Genomic DNA, 18,614 nt, shown 5'->3' on the forward strand with positions numbered 1-18,614 from the left:
ATGGCGTCAAGGCTTGGACAAGGCCTGGTCGACCGCTGCGATCAGCTTTCCCAGATCCTTCGGGGTGGCTCTGTGTATGACACCGAATAGATACGCCCGCTGTTCGTCCTCATCGCCCATGTCGGCAAAAAAGGCTTTCAGTTGTACATCCAGCACATTGGCAAGCAGGAACAAGGCTTCGACGCTGGGGGTGTAGGTGCCGGTTTCGAAGCGGCTGATGGTTTTGGGGTCAAAACCGGTTTTTTCGCCAAGTTCAGCCTGAGTAAGCCCCGCTACTTTGCGGTAGCGTCTGATGGCTGGACCCAAACTTGAAATTTGCATCGCTTAATTCCCATTTAGAATCAAGAACTTAACGATAGATTTTCGCATTAGGCAACCGCGTGATCCATCACCTTGCTTTGCAAAGTGTGATGTGTTTCGTAGAATCGGCCTTTGGCACGGGCATTTGGTGACCTGCTTCAGAAGCCTGGGTGTGCGCGCAGACCGGTCCTTGCGTTTCTTGCCGCGATACAAGGCAAGGGCTGAAGCCTTACCTTGGCACCACCAGGACCCGCGCTCCGGCTTTTCTCAAAGTGTTTGAGCCTAGTTGATTTTCGCCTGTCTTGAAGGCGGTGCAACCGCGCGCGACAAATGAGCCTGACTCATGGATGACTGCTTCGATGGATAAGAAGTACCGCAGAGCCGTTGACGCCGCCGCGATTTTTTCCGAAACCGATCTGAGCGGGCGCATCACCTACGTCAACGATCAATTTTGCAGCCTTTTTGGTTACCGGCGCGATGAGTTGTTGGGAGCGAACCATCGCCTGCTCAATTCCGGCCAACACCCTGACGAGTTCTTCAGCGCCATGTGGCGCACCATTGCCCTGGGCCAGGTCTGGAAAGGGGAGATCTGCAACCGGGCCAAGGACGGTACGCTGCACTGGGTCGACACCACGTTGGTGCCGGTGATCGACGACGAGACCGGGCAAATTGAACGCTACCTGGCGATTCGCTTCGACGTCAGCGAAAAGCGGCGCCTGCTGCATTCGCTGCAATGGCGGGTAGGGCACGATGTGCTGACCGGGCTGCCCAACCGCACTTATCTGTCCGAACTGCTGGACCAGGCCCTGGAGTTTTCACGCGCGGAGAACCTGCCCCTGGCGGTGTGCATGCTCGACCTCGATGGCTTCAAGGCCGTCAATGACGGCTATGGTCATGCCAGCGGCGATCGGCTGCTGGTGGAAGTTGCCAGGCGCCTGCGCAGCATTGTGCGTGGCGAGGACGTGGTAGCACGGCTGGGTGGGGACGAGTTCGTGCTGGTGCTGCGCCATGTGCGTGGGATGGATGAATTACATGCTGCCTTGAACCGGGTGTTGATCGCCGTTTCCATGCCTTATGGCATCGACGGCAAGGACATCAAGGTTTTCGCCAGCATTGGTGTCACGCTGTTCCCATGGGACAACGAAGACGCCGAGACCTTGTTGCGCCACGCTGACCAGGCGATGTACGTGGCCAAGCAAAGCGGTCGCAATCGTTTCCACTTGTTCGATGTGTCCCGGGACAAGGAAGTGCGAGCCACTTACCAGACTGTCGAGCGGGTCCGCCAGGCATTGGCCGGTAATGAGCTGCGGCTGCATTTCCAGCCCAAGGTCAATATGCGTCATGGCACCGTGGTCGGCCTCGAGGCGCTGCTGCGCTGGAAGCACCCGCAACGTGGCCTGGTGCCGCCTCGGGAGTTCCTGCCCCTGGTGGAAGAGACTGACCTGATCGTCGAGATCGGCGAGTGGGTCATGGAGCAGGTACTCATCCAATTGCAGCAATGGCAGCAGGCGGGGCAGGGCTGGCCGGTGAGCATCAATATCTCGGCGCGGCATTTCCAGCGGGCGGATTTTGTCGAGCGGTTGCGTCAGGTGCTGGAGCGGCATCCGGCGGTACCGCCACGGCTGTTGGATCTGCAGATTGTCGAATCCGTCGCGGTGGAGAACCTTGCACACGTCAGCGCTTGCCTCCAGGCCTGCCAGGCGTTGGGCGTGGGTTTTTCACTGGGTGGTTTCGGCACCGGCTACTGCTCGCTCAACGACCTCAAGCACCTGCGCACGCAGACCATCAAGATCGACAAGACCTTTGTCCGCGACATTCTCGACGACCAGGACGACCTGGCGCTGACCGAAGCGGTGATCGGCCTGGCCCGGGCGTTTGGCCGTGAGGTGGTCGCCGAGGGCCTGGACAGCCTGGAGCATGGCCAGTTGCTGCTGCGCCTGGGCTGTGAGGTGGCCCAAGGTTACTTCATCGCCCGGCCCATGCCGCCCGAACAGATCCCCGACTGGGTCCTGGGGTTCATCCCGCCGGCGCAATGGCGGCAGCGACCCGGCGATCAGGGAGAGGGTGTGTTGCTGCTGGCCGGCGATACGTCACTGCGACCGGTATAAAGCTGGATGATTGCGTCGATCTCCCCGGATGTCTTCATGGTCAGCAATGTCCTCAGGATGCGTTGCGCCGGGATGCTCGGATCGTTGCGCACGTAACAGCTCAACTGCTGTTCCTGGAGTACCGCCACTTCGTGGAGTTGTCGATCGGCGGTATGGCGTTGATTGAACCAGTCCAGTGCCCATTGGTTACTGATCCCGTAGCGATAACGTCCGGCCAGCAGTTTCGCCAGCACTTGTTCCTGGCTGCGGGCGTCGTCGCGGTGCAGTTGGCCGCTGTCGAACAAGGGTTGCAAGGTCGGGTAGGTATAGCCGAGCACCGTGCCGATGGCTTGTTCCGGCAACGTTGCGGGTGTGACCGCCGCAGGGGTGCTTGCCGTGGCGACGAGCAGGTCACGCTGGAAAAACAACGGGATGCTCCACAAATAATCGCCACTGTCCTTCACCCAGTCGGGGCTGACATAACAGCGCAGGTCGATTTCGCCGTGTTTCATGGCGCCGTCCAGCCGGGCGCGGGACAGGACGTGGAATTGCGCCGGCAGCCCTACCTGGGTCGCCAGGCTTGTCATGATGTCGGGAATGATGCCCTGAGTCGGCCGACCTCGTTCGATCTGCACCATGGGCATCGCCCAGCCGTCGGTAACGGCGAAGCGCAAGGGGCCTTCCTCGGCAAAGCAACTGGTACCCAACAACAGCAAAGCCCCCATGGCTGAGCGCATAAACTCTCCTGACTGTACAAAACCGCGTCGACAACCGAGTCCTTGACCAATCTTAGTCAGATTAGACGAGCACACCGGATGCAATTTCGCCCCTGCTCCGCTAGCATTAGCCGCTTATGTTCCTTCGTTGCGACGGTTTTCGATGAGTTATCAGGTTCTTGCACGTAAATGGCGTCCGCGCTCGTTCCGCGAAATGGTCGGCCAGACCCATGTGCTCAAGGCTCTGATCAATGCCTTGGACAGCCAGCGGCTGCACCATGCCTACCTGTTCACGGGTACCCGCGGCGTGGGCAAGACCACCATCGCGCGGATCATCGCCAAGTGCCTGAACTGTGAAACCGGCATCACCTCGACGCCTTGCGGCGAGTGCTCGGTCTGCCGGGAAATCGACGAGGGCCGTTTCGTCGACCTGATCGAGATCGACGCCGCCAGCCGCACCAAGGTCGAAGACACCCGCGAGCTGCTCGATAACGTGCAGTACGCGCCGAGCCGTGGGCGCTTCAAGGTCTACCTGATCGACGAAGTGCACATGCTCTCCAGCCATTCTTTCAATGCGCTGCTCAAGACCCTCGAGGAGCCGCCGCCCTACGTCAAGTTCATCCTGGCGACCACTGACCCGCAGAAACTTCCTGCAACGATTTTGTCGCGATGCCTGCAGTTCTCCCTCAAGAACATGACGCCGGAACGGGTCGTCGAGCACCTGACGCACGTACTGGGCGTCGAGAACGTGCCCTTCGAGGACGATGCACTGTGGCTGCTGGGCCGCGCCGCCGATGGTTCGATGCGCGATGCCATGAGCCTGACCGACCAGGCCATCGCTTTCGGTGAAGGCAAGGTCATGGCCGCCGATGTCCGGGCCATGCTCGGCACTCTCGATCACGGTCAGGTCTATGACGTGTTGCAGGCGCTGATCGAAGGCGACGCCAAGGCGCTGCTCGAGGCCGTGCGTCACCTGGCCGAGCAGGGGCCGGACTGGAATGGCGTGCTCTCGGAAATCCTCAACGTGCTGCACCGTGTCGCCATCGCCCAGGCCTTGCCGGATGGCGTCGACAACGGCCATGGCGACCGTGATCGCGTACTGGCCCTGGCCCAGGCACTGCCGGCCGAAGACGTGCAGTTCTATTACCAGATGGGCCTGATTGGCCGTCGCGACCTGCCCCTGGCGCCGGATCCGCGCGGCGGCTTCGAAATGGTCCTGTTGCGAATGCTGGCATTCCGGCCAGCCGACACGGCGGACGCCCCGAGGCAGCCGCTAAAGCCAGTGGGGATCAGCCAGGCCACAGCTGATTCCGCCAAGCCAGTGGCTGCCGCGCCCGTCGTTGCGCCGGCAGTGGCTTCGGCTCCGGACGCGCCTGTGGCACAACCGACCCCGACACCCGTTGTCACGGCCCCTGAGCCAGAACCCGAACCGGTCGTCGAGGCGGCGCCCGAACCTGTCGTCGAAGCCGTGGTCGACCTGCCCTGGAACGATCCGGTCGAGCCGGAGGTTGTCCAGCAACCCGCCGTGGAGCCGGTCCTGGAGACCATCGCCGAGCAGCCTGAGTTGCCGCCGATGCCATTGCCAACGCCCGACAGCGTGGTACCCGATGCGCCGGAGTGGGTCGTCGCGCCAGTGCCCGAGCCAACAGTGGCCGACGTCGACGTCGCCACGCCGGGCATCGACCTGGACGATGAGCCGCCGCTGGACGAGGATTACATCGAGCCGGACATGGATTCGGCCTACAGCTACCTGGACGACCTGGCCAGCGAGCACGCCGCCGAGCCGGCCCCGGAGCCCGAGCCGGAACCGGCGGCGATGCCGGCCACCGGGCTGGCCCTGCAATGGCTGGAACTGTTCCCTCGACTGCCGATCAGCGGCATGACCGGTAGCATCGCCGCCAACTGCACGCTGATTTCCGTGGAAGGCGACCACTGGCTGTTGCACCTGGACCCGGCCCACAGCGCCTTGTTCAACGCGACCCAGCAGCGTCGCCTCAACGATGCACTGAACCAGTACCACCAGCGCACCCTGACGTTGACCATCGAGCTGATCAAGCCCGAGCAGGAGACCCCGGCCCAGGCCGCGTCCCGTCGCCGTGCCGACCGTCAGCGCGAAGCCGAAGAGTCGATCCACAGTGATCCATTCATCCAGCAGATGATGCAACAGTTCGGCGCCGTGGTCCGTCACGATACTATCGAACCTGTCGAGGCCCCGGTCACCCAGGGCTCATAACTGAAGGCGTCGGGTCCAACGGGCCGGGCGCGTTGTTTATCCAAGTACTTTCGAGGTGATTCCCATGATGAAAGGTGGCATGGCCGGCCTGATGAAGCAGGCGCAGCAGATGCAGGAAAAAATGGCCAAGATGCAGGAAGAACTGGCCAACGCCGAAGTCACCGGCAAGTCCGGCGGCGATATGGTGACCGTGGTCATGACCGGTCGCCACGACATCAAGCGCGTGAGCATCGACCCAAGCGTGGTCGAAGGCCTGAGCGAAGACGACAAGGAAATGCTCGAAGCGCTGTTCGCCGCCGCCGTCAATGACGCGGTGCGCAAGATCGAAGCCAACAGCCAGGACAAGATGTCCGGCATGACCGCCGGCATGCAGCTGCCGCCGGGCATGAAGCTGCCGTTCTGATTCGCCATCCCGGTCGGGATGGGCTACACACAATGCCAGGCATCGCGCCTGGCATTTTTGTTTCTGCTCCAAAGCCTCGGTGGCTGTTAAACCGCTATCGCGAGCAGGCTCGCTCCCACAGTGTCTGAAGGTACTAACAAAATCCAGGTCTGCCACCGTCATCCTGCGGGAGCGAGCCTGCTCGCGATGCTGGCACCGCGGTCCAACGGCAAGAGCATCGAACACACCCCCTTCAAAAGGGTCTGCTCCTTATAAAGAGCCGATCAACGATCAAGGAGACCTTTCCATGTCACAAGCGTCGACCTCCAACCAACGCATCGTCCTCGCCTCCCGACCCAAAGGCGCACCCACCCCGGACAATTTTCGCTTCGAGCAGATCAACCTACCGGACCTGGTGGACGGGCAAATCCTGCTCAAGACGCTGTTCCTGTCCCTGGACCCCTACATGCGCGGACGAATGAGCGACGCGCCTTCCTACGCCGCGCCGGTGGAAATCGATGGGGTGATGACCGGAGGCGCCGTCAGCCGCGTGGAGCGCTCGCTGCACCCGAAATTCCAGGAGGGTGATCTGGTGGTGGGCGCCACGGGATGGCAGAGCCACAGCATCAGCGATGGGCGCAATGTGATGCCCATCCCCGCCGGGCTGCCTAGCCCGTCGATGGCCCTTGGGGTGCTGGGCATGCCGGGCATGACCGCTTACATGGGATTGATGGACATTGGCCAACCCAAGGCCGGGGAAACCCTGGTGGTCGCGGCCGCCTCCGGTGCGGTGGGCTCGGTGGTCGGCCAGGTGGCGAAAATCAAGGGCCTGCGTGTCATTGGCGTTGCGGGCGGCCGCGAAAAATGCAAGTACGTGGTCGACGAACTGGGCTTTGACGCCTGTGTCGATCATAAAAGCGCGAATTTTGCCGAGGAACTGGCGCAGGCCTGCGACAAGGGCATCGACATCTATTACGAAAACGTCGGGGGCAAAGTCTTCGATGCCGTCGTGCCGTTGCTCAATGCCAAGGCCCGGATCCCGCTCTGTGGCCTGATCGCGTCCTACAATGATCAACAGGCACCGAGCGGCCCGGACCGTTTGCCACAACTGCAGCGCACCTTGCTGACCAAGCGCGTGCGGATCCAGGGATTCATTGTGTTTGACGACTACGGTGATCGTCAGCCGGAGTTCATCAGTGCCATGGCGCCTTGGGTGCGCGATGGCAAGGTCAAGTTCCGCGAGGACGTGGTCGATGGCCTCGAGAATGCGCCACAGGCGTTTATCGGCCTGCTGGAAGGGCGCAACTTCGGCAAGTTGGTGGTTCGGGTCGCGCAGGATTGAGTATTTGACGCTAATCGGAGGCGCGGGTATAAACCGCGTCTCGTTGTTATGTCGGACATTTCCTCCATGAGCTTTAGCCCTTTGATTCGCCAACTGATCGATGCCCTGCGAACGTTACCGGGTGTGGGTCAGAAAACTGCCCAGCGCATGGCGTTGCAATTGCTCGAGCGTGATCGCAGCGGCGGTTCGCGCCTGGCCCAGGCTCTTAGCCAGGCCATGGAAGGTGTAGGGCATTGCCGTTTATGCCGAACCCTCACCGAAGACGATCTTTGCCCGCAATGCGCCGATCCGCGTCGGGACGACAGCCTGCTGTGCGTCGTGGAAGGCCCGATGGATGTGTATGCGGTGGAGCAGACCGGTTTTCGCGGTCGTTATTTCGTGCTCAAGGGCCATCTGTCACCGCTCGATGGCTTGGGGCCTGAAGCCATCGGCATTCCACAGTTGATCGCGCGGATCGAAGAGGCGGGTACGTTCACGGAGGTTATCCTCGCCACGAACCCGACGGTCGAAGGCGAAGCGACCGCCCATTACATCGCCCAACTGCTGAACAACAAAGGCCTGATCGCCTCGCGCATTGCCCACGGCGTGCCGTTGGGTGGGGAGCTTGAGTTGGTGGATGGCGGCACGTTGGCGCATTCGTTTGCGGGGCGCAAGCCGATCGCCTTATAACATCAACCCAACAATCCTTGTGGGAGCGAGCCTGCTCGCGATAGCGGTGTGTCAGTCAACATCAATACTGGTTGATTTATCGCTATCGCGAGCAGGCTCGCTCCCACAAGGGTTATGTGTTGTGGGTGAGGATTATTTTTCGCTGAGCGAGAACTGCGTCAGGCAGAACGTCGGGATCCCCATGTCCTCCAGGCGCTGGGAGCCGAGCAATTCTGGCAAGTCGATGATCGCCGCGGCCTCGTGGACCTTGGCGCCCATGCGGCGGATCAGGTTGGCGGCGGCGATCAGCGTGCCGCCAGTGGCGATCAGGTCATCGAACATCACCACCGAGTCCCCCTCGCACAAGCTATCGGCGTGCACTTCCAGGAAGGCTTCGCCGTACTCGGTCTGGTAACCCTCGGCCAGCACATCGGCCGGCAGCTTGCCTTGCTTGCGGAACAAGACCAGCGGCTTGTTCAGCTGATAGGCCAGGATCGAGCCGATCAGGAAGCCTCGGGCATCCATCGCGCCGATGTGAGTGAACTCGGCCTCGACATACCGGTGGGCGAAACTGTCCATGACCAGCCGCAGGGCGGTCGGGGATTGGAACAGTGGAGTAATGTCGCGAAAGATCACGCCGGGCTTGGGGAAATCGATCACGGGGCGGATCAGGGATTTGATGTCGAAGGAGTCAAAGACCATCGTGGAGGTGTCCTGGCAGGGCTGCAAACGCGGCAGTATAGCGCGGCGAGACAAATCCCTCAGCCGCGCGGGTCCATCAGCCTTCGATCGAACCGCCGGCCAGGGCGCACAGTTGGATCGGGTCGAGAATGTGAATTTCCTTGCCTTCGGCGGCAATCAGCTCGTTTTGTTGGAAACGGGTGAACACTCGGGACACGGTTTCCACCGCCAGGCCCAGGTAGTTGCCGATTTCGTTGCGCGACATGCTCAGGCGGAACTGGTTGGCTGAGAACCCGCGGGCGCGAAAGCGTGCCGAGAGGTTGACCAGGAACGTGGCGATACGCTCGTCGGCGGTTTTTTTCGAGAGCAGCAGCATCATTTGCTGATCGTCACGGATTTCCCGGCTCATGACTCGCATCAACTGGCGGCGCAGTTGTGGCAGTTGCAAGGCCAGCTCGTCCAGGCGATCGAAGGGGATTTCACACACCGAGGTGGTTTCCAGCGCCTGGGCCGAGACCGGATGGCTCTCGGTGTCCATGCCGGATAGGCCTACCAGCTCGCTGGGCAGGTGGAAGCCAGTGAGCTGCTCTTCGCCGCCATCGCTCAAGTTGAAGGTTTTCAAGGCGCCCGAGCGCACGGCATAAACGGAGTCGAAGGCGTCGCCCTGGCGAAACAGGAACTCACCTTTTTTCAAAGGTCGGCCCCGCTTCACGATGTCGTCCAGCGCATCCATGTCCTCCAGGTTCAGCGAAAGTGGCAGGCAGAGGGGCGCCAGGCTGCAATCCTTGCAATGGGCCTGGTTATGGGCGCGCAGTTTGACTGGCTCGGACATTTCTTAAATCCTTGTGGGAAATCACACATAAGGCGTAAGGGTACCCCAGCGTAGTCGCCCCGACCAGTGTGCTTTCGTCGTCAAATTGTCGCGCTCAGATGACTCGGGAGAAGCGCTGTCGGTTTTGTTGCTCCAGATAGGCATCGAACACCATGCACACGGATCGCACCAGCAGGCGACCCGCCGGCAGTACTTTGATATGTGTGCTGTCCAGTTCGATCAGGCCGTCCTTGGCCATGGCTTGCAACTGCGGCCACAACGACGCGAAATAGCCACGGAAATCGATGTTGAAGCCTTGTTCGATCTCGGCGAAAGCCAGGTGGAAATGGCAGATCAACTGCTGGATCACCGCGCGCCGCAGGCGGTCGTCGGCGTTGCATATCAGTCCGCGGCTGGTCGCCAGTTGCCCGTCGGCGAGGGTGTTCTGGTAATGGTTCAGGTCACTGCTGTTCTGGCAGTACAAATCGCCGATCTGGCTGATGGCTGAAACGCCCAGACCGATCAGGTCGCAATGACCATGGGTGGTGTAGCCCTGGAAGTTGCGCTGCAGCGTGGCCTCTTCCTGGGCGATTGCCAGTTCGTCGTCGGGCAGGGCGAAGTGGTCCATGCCTACGTAGCGGTAACCGGCGGCGGTCAGTTGTTCGATGGTGCCTTGCAGCATCGCCAGTTTCTGCTCCGGGTTCGGCAAGTCCTGGCTGTCGATGCGCCGCTGGGGCATGAAGCGTTCCGGTAGGTGGGCGTAGTTGAATACCGAGAGCCGGTCCGGTTGCAGATGGATGACTTCCTGGACGGTGCGAGCGAAGTTTTCCGGCGTCTGCTTGGGCAGTCCGTAGATCAGGTCGATATTGATCGAGCGGAACTGCAAGGTCCGGGCGGCTTCGACCACGGCACGGGTTTCTTCCAGGCTTTGCAGGCGATTGACGGCTCGTTGCACCGCCGGGTCAAGGTCTTGCACGCCGATACTGACCCGGTTGAAACCCAATTCACGCAGCAGGCCCATGGTCGACCAATCGGCTTCCCGGGGGTCGATTTCAATGCTGTAGTCGCCGGAATCGTCATCCAACAGGTTCAAATGCTTGCGCAACTTGGCCATCAGTTGGCGCAGTTCGTCGTGGCTGAGGAACGTCGGGGTGCCACCGCCAAAGTGCAACTGTTCCACGCGTTGGGTGGGGTCCAGGTGGCAGCCGATCAGCTGGATTTCCTGTTCCAGGCGTTGCAGATAGGCGTGGGCGCGGCCACGGTCCTTGGTGATGACTTTGTTGCAGGCGCAGTAGTAGCAAATGTTCGCGCAGAACGGTATGTGCACATACAGCGACAGCGGCCGCAGGGCCTTGCGGCTGTCACGCAGGGCGTGGAGCAGGTCGAAGGTGCCCACCTGGCCGCCGAACTGTGCGGCGGTGGGGTACGAGGTATAGCGTGGTCCCGCCAGGTCGTAACGGCGGATGAGATTTGAGTCCCAACGAATGGTGTCGAGCATGCGGGCATTTCCCGGATAGACTGGCATGGGGCGAGTCTAGGGGGCTGTGGGCAAGGCCGTTTTGATTTGCGTCAACGGGGCATCGGTGCTGGCCTCATCGCGAGCAAGCTCGCTCCCACAGGAGACTGTGGGAGCGAGCCCGCTCGCGATTGGCGGCGACTCGGTCAATGCCCCATGAGCCAATGCTGATGCGGCCCGGGCAGTGTCCAGATCCCGAAAATAATCACCAGCAAGCCACCGGCCATGCGCACGCTGCGTTTGCGCAGCAGGGCGGTGACGCGTTCGGCGGCCAGCCCGGTGGCGAGCAGCACCGGCCAGGTGCCGAGGCCGAAGGCGAGCATCAGCAATGCGCTGTCCAAGGCATTGCCCTGGCTGGCGGACCACAACAGGGTGCTGTAGACCAACCCACACGGCAACCAACCCCACAGCGCGCCAAGCAGCAAGGCCCGGGGCAGGCTCGACACCGGCAGCAAACGGTTGGCGACAGGCTGGATGTGCCGCCACAAGCCACGCCCGACGCTTTCGATACGGGTCAGGCCGCTCCACCAACCCGCCAGGTACAGGCCCATGGCAATCAACAGCAGGCCGGCCAGCACCCGCATGATCATCGCTGCCGGGCTGTTGGAGACGGCCCAACCGGCCAGGCCGATCAACAACCCGGCGGTGGCATAGCTCAGGATCCGCCCCAGGTTGTACGCCAGTAGCAACCGGAAGCGCCGGCTGCGCTGTTCCTTGGGAATTGCCAGGGTCAGGGCGCCCATCAGGCCGCCGCACATGCCCAGGCAATGGCCGCCGCCGAGCAGGCCGAGGATGAGCGCCGAAACCAACAGGGGCGCCAGGTCAAGCATGGGGTGGGGCCTTGTCGTCCGGCTTGCGGGGCTCGCCACTGGCTTCGTCCACCGCCGCCTTGTGGTTCGGGTCCTGATCGTCGAACAGAATGCTGTGGGCCGGGCCGTCGAGGTCGTCGTACTGCCCGCTGTCCACGGCCCAGAAGAAAATGTACACGGCGATGGCCACGATCAGCAGCGCGGCCGGAATCATCACGTAGAGAGCTGGCATGTCGGAACTCCATGCCCGCGCGGCTCAGGCCGGCAGCGGGCGGGTATCGGGCGTGGCGTCGATAACCTGCACCTTGGGCTGACGGGTCAGCCTCAGCGCATTCAACACCACGGTCAACGAACTGATGGACATGCCGACCGCGGCCCACACCGGCGTAATCCAGCCGAGGGCGGCGAACGGCAACATGAGGCCATTGTACAGCCCTGCCCACACCAGGTTCTCTATGATCACCCGGCGGGTGCGTCGGGCCAGGCTGAATGCATGGACCAGGGCGTCGAGGCGGTTGGACAGCAACACCGCGTCGGCGCTGGTCTTGGCCAGGTCGGTGGCCGAGCCCATGGCGACACTGATGTCCGCCGCCGCCAACACTGGCACGTCATTCACACCATCACCGAGCATCAGCACCTTGCGGCCCTGTTGGTGCAACTGTTGCAACACGGCCAGTTTGTCGTCCGGGCGCAGGCCGCCCCGGGCTTCATCGATACCCAGTTCGGCAGCGACGCTGGCAACCATCGGCGAACTGTCACCCGACAACAGCAGCGTGCGCCAGCCCTGCGCCTTGCAGGCCGCCAGCAGGGCAGGGGCATCGACGCGCAAGCGGTCATCGAGGACGAACCAGGCCAGCGGCCCGATCTCATCGCCCAGCAACAGCCATTGCCCGGGTTCGTCCGGCATCAGCGGTACGGAAGCGCCACTCAGTTCGCAGACAAAACCGGGCTGGCCGATGCGCAGGCGTTGTGCGGCCACCAGCCCTTCCAGCCCCAGCCCCGGGGTACTCTGCACTTGCTCGGCGGCCAAGGGGGCGCGGCCGAAGGCGCGGGCGATGGGGTGTTCCGAACGGTTTTCCAGGGCTGCGGCCAAGGCCAGGCATTGATCGCTGTCGAGGACCGCCAATGGCCGAATCGCGCGTAACGCCAGGCGGCCTTCGGTGAGGGTGCCGGTCTTGTCGAAAATCACCGTGTCGATCTGATTCAGGCCTTCCAGCACATGACCGCGCGTCAGCAGCAGGCCGAGTTTGTGCAAGGTGCCGGTGGCAGCGGTGAGGGCCGTCGGTGTGGCCAGGGACAGCGCGCAAGGGCAGGTGGCGACGAGCATCGCCAGTACGATCCAGAAGGCCCGCGAGGCATCCAGCTGCCACCACAACAGGCCGATGGCTGCCGCCGCGACCAGCGAGAACAACAGGAACCATTGGGCGGCACGATCGGCGATTTCCGCCAGCCGCGGCTTCTCGGCCTGGGCCCGCTCCAAAAGCCGCACGATGGCCGACAATCGGGTGTCTTGCCCGAGGGCCAGTACCTCGACCGTCAGGGCCCCTTCGACGTTCAGCGTGCCCGCAGTGACCGCATCGCCCACTTGGCGAGGTTGTGGCAGGTATTCGCCGGTCAGCAGCGATTCGTCGATGCTGGACTGCCCATCGAGGATCTTGCCGTCGGCCGGCAGGACCGCCCCCGGATGCACCAGTACCCGGTCACCGGTGCGCAATTCGCTGAGCAGGATGCGCTCGCTCTGGCCGTTCGCCTCCAGGCGCAGACACGAGGCCGGCAGCAGGTTGACCAATTGGGCGGTGGCGGCGGCGGTGCGCTCCCGGGCGCGGCGTTCCAGGTAGCGGCCGGCCAGCAGGAACAGGGCGAACATGCCGACGGCATCGAAGTACAACTCGCCGACGCCGGTAATCGATGTCCAGATCCCGGCAATGTAGGCGCTGCCGATGGCCAGGGACACCGAAACGTCCATGGTCAGATGCCGGGTGCGCAGGTCGCGCATGGCGCCTTTGAAGAATGGCGCGCAGCTGTAGAAGACGATAGGGGTGGTGAGGAACAGCGCGACCCAGCGCAGGATGGTGTGCATCTCCGGGCTCAGGTCGATGTTGAATTCCGGCCAGGTGGCCATGGTCGCCATCATTGCCTGGAACCACAACAGGCCGGCCACGCCCAATTGGCGCAGGGCCAGGCGGTTTTGTGCGGCGAGTTGCTCGCAAGCCTGGTCGGCTTGGTACGGGTGGGCGACGTAACCGATCTGGCGCAACTCGGCGAGCAACGTGCTCAGCGGCAATTGGGCGTCGGCCCAGCGTACATGCAGGCGATGATTGGACAGGTTCAGCCGTGCTTCGGCCACGGCCGGCAGGTTGCGCAGCTGTTTTTCGATCAACCAGCCACAGGCGGCGCAACTGATGCCTTCCATCAACAAGGTGGTTTCGGCCAGTTCGCCTTCATGGCGCACGAACGATTGCTGCACGTCGGGGCGATCGTACAGCGCCAGTTCATCGGTCAGTTGGACAGGCAGGGTTTCGGGGTTGGCCGACGCTTCGCTGCGATGCAGGTAATAGCTTTCCAGGCCGCCGGCGACAATCGCCTCGGCCACCGCCTGGCAGCCCGGGCAGCACAGCTCGCGGGTTTCACCGAGGACAACGGCGGTGAAGCGGCTGCCGGGAGGAACGGGCAGGGCGCAGTGGTAGCAGGGCTGTGGAGTGGTCATGGGTATTCACATATTGAAACTTGCTGGCATCTGAAGGCCTCTTCGCGAGCAGGCTCGCTCCCACATTGGAATGTCGTGGTGACATAAACCTGATGTGGGAGCGAGCCTGCTCGCGATTGCGCGAAACGCAGCCGCTATTTCTTCAGGTCTTCAGCGCCTTGCAGCGGTTCATCGCCGAGCAGGATGTCCTGGTCGTGGCTGATCTGTTCTTCTTCGAACAGGCGCCAGGTCTTGTCGTTCTCCACGCCCAGCAATTCGACAAAGCGCCGGCCTTCGATCTTGTCCGTCAACTGGCCGACGTAGCGCCCCGGCTCGCTGTCGTTGCGGGTCAGGACAATTTTGCGATCTTTCTCCGGCTGGGTTGGCGAGATCAGGCTCAGTTCCAGGGTCTGGGGGCGGCTGTCGCCGTTCAGGCGCAGGTTCACTTCGCCGGTCACATCATCCAGTTGCACGTTGGCATGCAGTTGCAGGGTCTGGGCCAGCAGTTCGCGCTCCAGAGAGCGGTTGATGCCCTTGCCGGCTTCGTAATAGTTGTCGTTGACCAGGTTGTCCGGATTCTTCACCGCAATGGTCACCATCGTCAGGCTCAGTGTCACCGAACAGGTCAGGATCGCGATGATGATCCACGGCCAGAGGTGCTTGTACCAAGGGCTGGTGGCGGTTGCTGCAGGCATGTTCATTTCTCTCAACGAGTTTGTGGGCCGATGAACCGGCTCTTGGCTTCGACATGTACGCTGCTGTCATCGGCGTCCTTGAGGATGAAGGTCACCTCGTTGGTGCTCGATGGCAGTTGCTCAGGTGCGCTGGACAGCTCGACCGGCTGGCTGTAGATCTCGCCGGCCGCGACCTTGATCTCCCGGCGGCCTTGCAACTTGAGGTCGGGCAGGCCGGCGGCTTCCAGGACGTACGTATGGTCGCGTTGGTCTTTGTTCATGATCTTCAGGCTGTAGACGTTCTCGATCCGGCCTTCGGCGTTTTCGCGGTACAGCACCCGGTCCTTGCTGACGTCGAAACCCACCAGCGAGCGCATGAAGAACGCCGCCGCCAGCAGGCTGATCATGGCCAGCAGCACCACGGCATAACCGATCAGGCGCGGGCGCAGTTTATGGGTTTTCTGCCCCGAGAGGTTGTGTTCGGTGGTGTAGCTGATCAGGCCGCGTGGATAATCCATTTTGTCCATGATGTTGTCGCAGGCATCGATGCAGGCTGCGCAGCCGATACACTCGATCTGCAGGCCGTCGCGGATGTCGATGCCGGTAGGGCAGACCTGGACGCACATGGTGCAGTCGATGCAATCGCCAAGGCCCAGGGCCTTGTAGTCAACGCCCTTCTTGCGGGGGCCACGGCTTTCGCCACGGCGCGGGTCGTAGGAAACGATCAAGGTGTCCTTGTCGAACATCACGCTCTGGAAGCGCGCGTAAGGGCACATGTAGATGCACACCTGTTCACGCAGCCAGCCGGCATTGCCGTAGGTGGCGAGGGTGAAGAAACCGACCCAGAAGTACGACCAGCCATCGGCCTGGCCGGTGAAGAACTCGAATACCAGTTCGCGGATCGGCGTGAAGTAACCGACAAAGGTCATGCCGGTGACGAAGCCGATCAGCAACCACAGGCTGTGCTTGGCGAACTTGCGCAGGAACTTGTTGGCGCCCATGGGGGCCTTGTCGAGCTTGATGCGTTGGTTGCGATCGCCTTCGGTGACTTTTTCGCACCACATGAAGATCCAGGTCCACACGCTCTGTGGGCAGGTATAGCCGCACCACACTCGTCCGGCATAGACCGTGATGAAAAACAGGCCAAATGCCGCAATGATCAGCATCCCGGACAACAGGATGAAATCCTGGGGCCAGAAGGTCGCGCCAAAAATGAAGAACTTGCGTTCCGGCAGGTTCCACCAGACGGCCTGGTGACCGCCCCAGTTCAACCATACCGTACCGAAATACAGCAGGAACAGGAACGCTCCGCCAAGCATCCGCAGGTTACGGAACAGGCCGGTGAAGGCGCGGGTGTAGATTTTTTCCCGGGAGGCATACAGGTCGACGCTTTTGGTCGCGTCCTTGGCAGGCGGGGTAACGTCATGTACCGGAATCTGGTTGCTCATCAAATGCATCCCACGGCAGTGGAAAAGTGCCGGGGCCAGTACGTGCCGACCACGGTCAGAAAGGGTGTTGCGGTGGCGCAATGATACGCCTGTCGCTCTGGCCCAAGGGTGCGACCTTTGGTCGCGTTGGGGCGGTGCATAGAATGGTGTAGCGGATGTAACAAGTTCATGACCCAGATCAATTGACTATAGACAGCCCGTTGCTCTGGCGAAAAAAGAAAGGGTGATTGTGGGCCAGTTAGTAGACAGGAGAAGCCCTCAAGCTCGGTTTGCTGAAGCTTCAGATCTGGTTCTTTTCATCGCCTGACCACGGGTTGAGTACCGCCACGCCGCTGCTCTGGAAATCGCTCACGTTACGGGTCACCACGGTCAGCCCATGGACCAGGGCGGTAGCGGCAATCAAAGCGTCACATTCATTGCTGCGGTCAGGCACATGCAGGCGAGCGCAGCGCAGTGCGACGGCGCGGTCAACGGCCAGGATCCTGCCGGCAAAGGCAGGCATCACGTGATTGTCCAGCCATGCCCGCAGGCGGCTGCCTTGCGCCGGGTCCTTGCGTTCGAAGCGCAGCACACCGGTTTCCAGTTCCAGTACGGTAATCGCCGAGACATACAGGCTGGGAGCGGGAACGCTGCGTGCCCAGGCCTGGACGTTTTTGTCTGCCTGGGATTTGCGCAGTTCGGAAATGACATTGGTATCGAGTAGAAACATTCAGGACAGGTCTACCGAGCGGGGAGTGATGACGGCGCGCTCGGTCTCGAAGTCGATATCCGACGCATCGGGCATGACCAGTAACTCGACAATGCTGGTGCCGATGCCGGTCAGTTTCTGGTACTCCTCAATGCTTAGCAGCACATGGGCCGGCTTGCCACGGTCGGTGATGATAACCGGCCCTTCACGGGTGGCTTTTTTGGCACCACTTGTGTCGTGGTTGAATTCGCGGCTGGAGATAGTAGTGATGGACATGGGGTGCCCTCGTTTTGAATTCCAATGTAGGCACGTTACTACTCGTGTGGAGGGGCGGCAAGCGCAACAGATTTGCCCAGGTTTTTCAGCCGGCAACAAAAAGGCCCCGCCAATCGGATTGGCGGGGCCTTTGGTGTATCAGCTACTTGCCTTACTGGGCGTCAGCGGCCGGAGCCTTTTCGCCGTGTGACAGGCTGTAGACATAGGCCGCCAGCAGGTGGACCTTGTCGTTCCCTTGCAGGTCGGCCTGGGCCGGCATCTGGCCCTGACGGCCGTAGCGGATGGTCTGCTGCAGTTGAGCGAAGCTCGAACCGTAGATGAACGCCGCCGGATGCGTCAGGTCAGGTGCGCCCATGGCAGGCGTACCCTTGCCGGCTGGACCGTGGCAGGCCACGCAGTTGGCCGCGAACAGCTTCTGGCCATTGGCCGGATCGGCCTTGGCGCCTTCCGGCAGTTTGCGACCGTGCAGGCTGGTCACCAGGTAGGAAGCCACGTCGGCCACGCCCTGTTCGCCAACCACGGCAGCCCAGCCCGGCATCACGGCGTGACGGCCGCCCATGATGGTGGTCTTGATGGTTTCCGGCTCACCGCCCCAGCGCCAGTCGGCGTCGGTCAGGTTGGGGAAGCCATAGGCACCCTTGGCGTCGGAACCGTGGCAGACCGAGCAGTTGGAGGCGAACAGGCGGCCACCCATCTTCAGGGCTTGCGGGTCCTTGGCGACTTCTTCGATCGGCATGGAGGCGAATTTGGCGAAGATCGGCCCGAACTTGGCGTCCGAGCGGGCCATTTCCTTTTCCCACTCATGAACGCCTGTCCAGCCGGTCTGGCCGTTGGCGAAGGCGGTCTGCTTTTCGGTGTCCAGGTAGTTATAGCCGGGCAGCAGGCCTTTCCAGTTGCCCAGGCCAGGGTAGAGCACCAGGTAACCGAGGGCGAACACGATGGTGCCCACGAACAGCATGAACCACCATTTCGGCAGCGGGTTGTCGTACTCCTCGATCCCGTCGAACGAGTGACCGACGGTCTCGTCCGTTTGCTCGGCGCGCTGGCCCTTGCGGGTCGACAGCAACAGCCAGGTCAGGGCGAAGATCGTTCCCAGGCTGAGGACTGTGACGTACAGACTCCAGAATGTAGTCATTCTTTGTTACTCCTAGAAGCTTGCTCGACGTGCTTGATGGCTTCGGGATCATCCGCGAACGGCAGCAAGGTCGCGTCGTCAAACTCCGACTTGCGCTTGGGGCTGAACACCCACAGGGCCAGACCGATGAAGGCCACCATCACGACGACGGTGCCCAGGCCACGAATCATCCCGATATCCAT

19 protein-coding genes are annotated in these 18,614 nt (G+C 61.9%); 5 read left to right on the forward strand and 14 right to left on the reverse strand.

Annotation, left to right across the window (positions count from 1 at the left end; translation table 11 throughout):
- Positions 1-6: 6 nt before the first annotated feature.
- Positions 7-321 carry a helix-turn-helix domain-containing protein gene (locus tag PBDP_RS09275; protein WP_063322219.1) on the reverse strand — a complete coding sequence of 105 codons (315 nt, stop codon included), beginning with the start codon at positions 319-321 and terminating at the stop codon, positions 7-9.
- A 338-nt stretch (positions 322-659) separates the two neighbouring features.
- Between PBDP_RS09275 and PBDP_RS09280 the strand changes: the two genes are divergently transcribed.
- Entirely contained in the window at positions 660-2,408 is a 1,749-nt protein-coding gene (locus PBDP_RS09280; RefSeq protein WP_109751549.1) for a putative bifunctional diguanylate cyclase/phosphodiesterase, read from the forward strand.
- Here the strand turns inward: PBDP_RS09280 and PBDP_RS09285 are convergent.
- Complete coding sequence (locus PBDP_RS09285) at positions 2,354-3,124, reverse strand: substrate-binding periplasmic protein (RefSeq protein ID WP_109751550.1); 771 nt, start codon at positions 3,122-3,124, stop codon at positions 2,354-2,356. The genes PBDP_RS09280 and PBDP_RS09285 overlap by 55 nt on opposite strands.
- A 142-nt stretch (positions 3,125-3,266) precedes the next feature.
- On the opposite strand from PBDP_RS09285, the gene dnaX reads away from it, so the two are divergent.
- The 4 genes from dnaX to recR all read left to right on the forward strand — a co-directional run bounded on the left by dnaX (position 3,267) and on the right by recR (position 7,729).
- The gene (gene dnaX, locus PBDP_RS09290) at positions 3,267-5,336 is read left to right on the forward strand and encodes a DNA polymerase III subunit gamma/tau (RefSeq protein ID WP_116831851.1); all 2,070 of its coding nucleotides are present in this window, start codon (positions 3,267-3,269) and stop codon (positions 5,334-5,336) included.
- Between the two features lie 64 nt (positions 5,337-5,400).
- A complete protein-coding gene (locus PBDP_RS09295; protein WP_003183512.1) occupies positions 5,401-5,739 on the forward strand; it encodes a YbaB/EbfC family nucleoid-associated protein in 339 nt (112 codons plus the stop codon).
- 286 nt (positions 5,740-6,025) lie between these two features.
- Positions 6,026-7,060: an NADPH-dependent curcumin/dihydrocurcumin reductase gene (gene curA / locus PBDP_RS09300; RefSeq protein ID WP_109751552.1), complete on the forward strand. Its 1,035-nt coding sequence runs from the start codon at positions 6,026-6,028 to the stop codon at positions 7,058-7,060.
- Between the two features lie 66 nt (positions 7,061-7,126).
- Positions 7,127-7,729, forward strand: coding sequence for a recombination mediator RecR (recR, locus tag PBDP_RS09305; protein WP_003199585.1), 603 nt, complete (start codon positions 7,127-7,129; stop codon positions 7,727-7,729).
- 132 nt (positions 7,730-7,861) lie between these two features.
- On the opposite strand, the gene PBDP_RS09310 is transcribed toward recR, so the two are convergent.
- The 12 genes from PBDP_RS09310 to PBDP_RS09365 form a co-directional block, all read right to left on the reverse strand.
- Positions 7,862-8,410 carry an adenine phosphoribosyltransferase gene (locus tag PBDP_RS09310; protein ID WP_003183509.1) on the reverse strand — a complete coding sequence of 183 codons (549 nt, stop codon included), beginning with the start codon at positions 8,408-8,410 and terminating at the stop codon, positions 7,862-7,864.
- Between the two features lie 76 nt (positions 8,411-8,486).
- A complete protein-coding gene (gene fnr, locus PBDP_RS09315; RefSeq protein WP_109751553.1) occupies positions 8,487-9,221 on the reverse strand; it encodes a fumarate/nitrate reduction transcriptional regulator Fnr in 735 nt (244 codons plus the stop codon).
- 94 nt (positions 9,222-9,315) lie between these two features.
- Positions 9,316-10,698, reverse strand: coding sequence for an oxygen-independent coproporphyrinogen III oxidase (gene hemN, locus PBDP_RS09320; protein WP_212802134.1), 1,383 nt, complete (start codon positions 10,696-10,698; stop codon positions 9,316-9,318).
- Positions 10,699-10,862: 164 nt separating this feature from the next.
- A complete protein-coding gene (locus PBDP_RS09325) occupies positions 10,863-11,546 on the reverse strand; it encodes a sulfite exporter TauE/SafE family protein (RefSeq protein ID WP_163854664.1) in 684 nt (227 codons plus the stop codon).
- Complete coding sequence (ccoS, locus tag PBDP_RS09330; protein ID WP_047227179.1) at positions 11,539-11,757, reverse strand: cbb3-type cytochrome oxidase assembly protein CcoS; 219 nt, start codon at positions 11,755-11,757, stop codon at positions 11,539-11,541. The genes PBDP_RS09325 and ccoS overlap by 8 nt, the downstream gene beginning before the upstream one ends.
- A 24-nt stretch (positions 11,758-11,781) precedes the next feature.
- Entirely contained in the window at positions 11,782-14,232 is a 2,451-nt protein-coding gene (locus PBDP_RS09335; RefSeq protein ID WP_212802135.1) for a heavy metal translocating P-type ATPase, read from the reverse strand.
- Positions 14,233-14,366: 134 nt separating this feature from the next.
- Positions 14,367-14,906: a FixH family protein gene (locus tag PBDP_RS09340; protein ID WP_109751841.1), complete on the reverse strand. Its 540-nt coding sequence runs from the start codon at positions 14,904-14,906 to the stop codon at positions 14,367-14,369.
- 11 nt (positions 14,907-14,917) lie between these two features.
- Positions 14,918-16,333, reverse strand: a complete 1,416-nt coding sequence (gene ccoG, locus PBDP_RS09345; protein ID WP_109751557.1) for a cytochrome c oxidase accessory protein CcoG — start codon at positions 16,331-16,333, stop codon at positions 14,918-14,920.
- A 280-nt stretch (positions 16,334-16,613) separates the two neighbouring features.
- Positions 16,614-17,042: a type II toxin-antitoxin system VapC family toxin gene (locus PBDP_RS09350; protein WP_109751558.1), complete on the reverse strand. Its 429-nt coding sequence runs from the start codon at positions 17,040-17,042 to the stop codon at positions 16,614-16,616.
- Positions 17,043-17,297 carry a type II toxin-antitoxin system Phd/YefM family antitoxin gene (locus PBDP_RS09355; RefSeq protein WP_109751559.1) on the reverse strand — a complete coding sequence of 85 codons (255 nt, stop codon included), beginning with the start codon at positions 17,295-17,297 and terminating at the stop codon, positions 17,043-17,045.
- A gap of 151 nt (positions 17,298-17,448) precedes the next feature.
- A complete protein-coding gene (ccoP, locus tag PBDP_RS09360; RefSeq protein ID WP_109751560.1) occupies positions 17,449-18,432 on the reverse strand; it encodes a cytochrome-c oxidase, cbb3-type subunit III in 984 nt (327 codons plus the stop codon).
- Positions 18,429-18,614, reverse strand: coding sequence for a CcoQ/FixQ family Cbb3-type cytochrome c oxidase assembly chaperone (locus PBDP_RS09365; protein ID WP_003183474.1), 186 nt, complete (start codon positions 18,612-18,614; stop codon positions 18,429-18,431). Before PBDP_RS09365 ends, ccoP begins: the two co-directional genes overlap by 4 nt.

The organism is Pseudomonas sp. St290 (assembly GCF_018325805.1).
Lineage (GTDB): Bacteria > Pseudomonadota > Gammaproteobacteria > Pseudomonadales > Pseudomonadaceae > Aquipseudomonas > Aquipseudomonas bijieensis.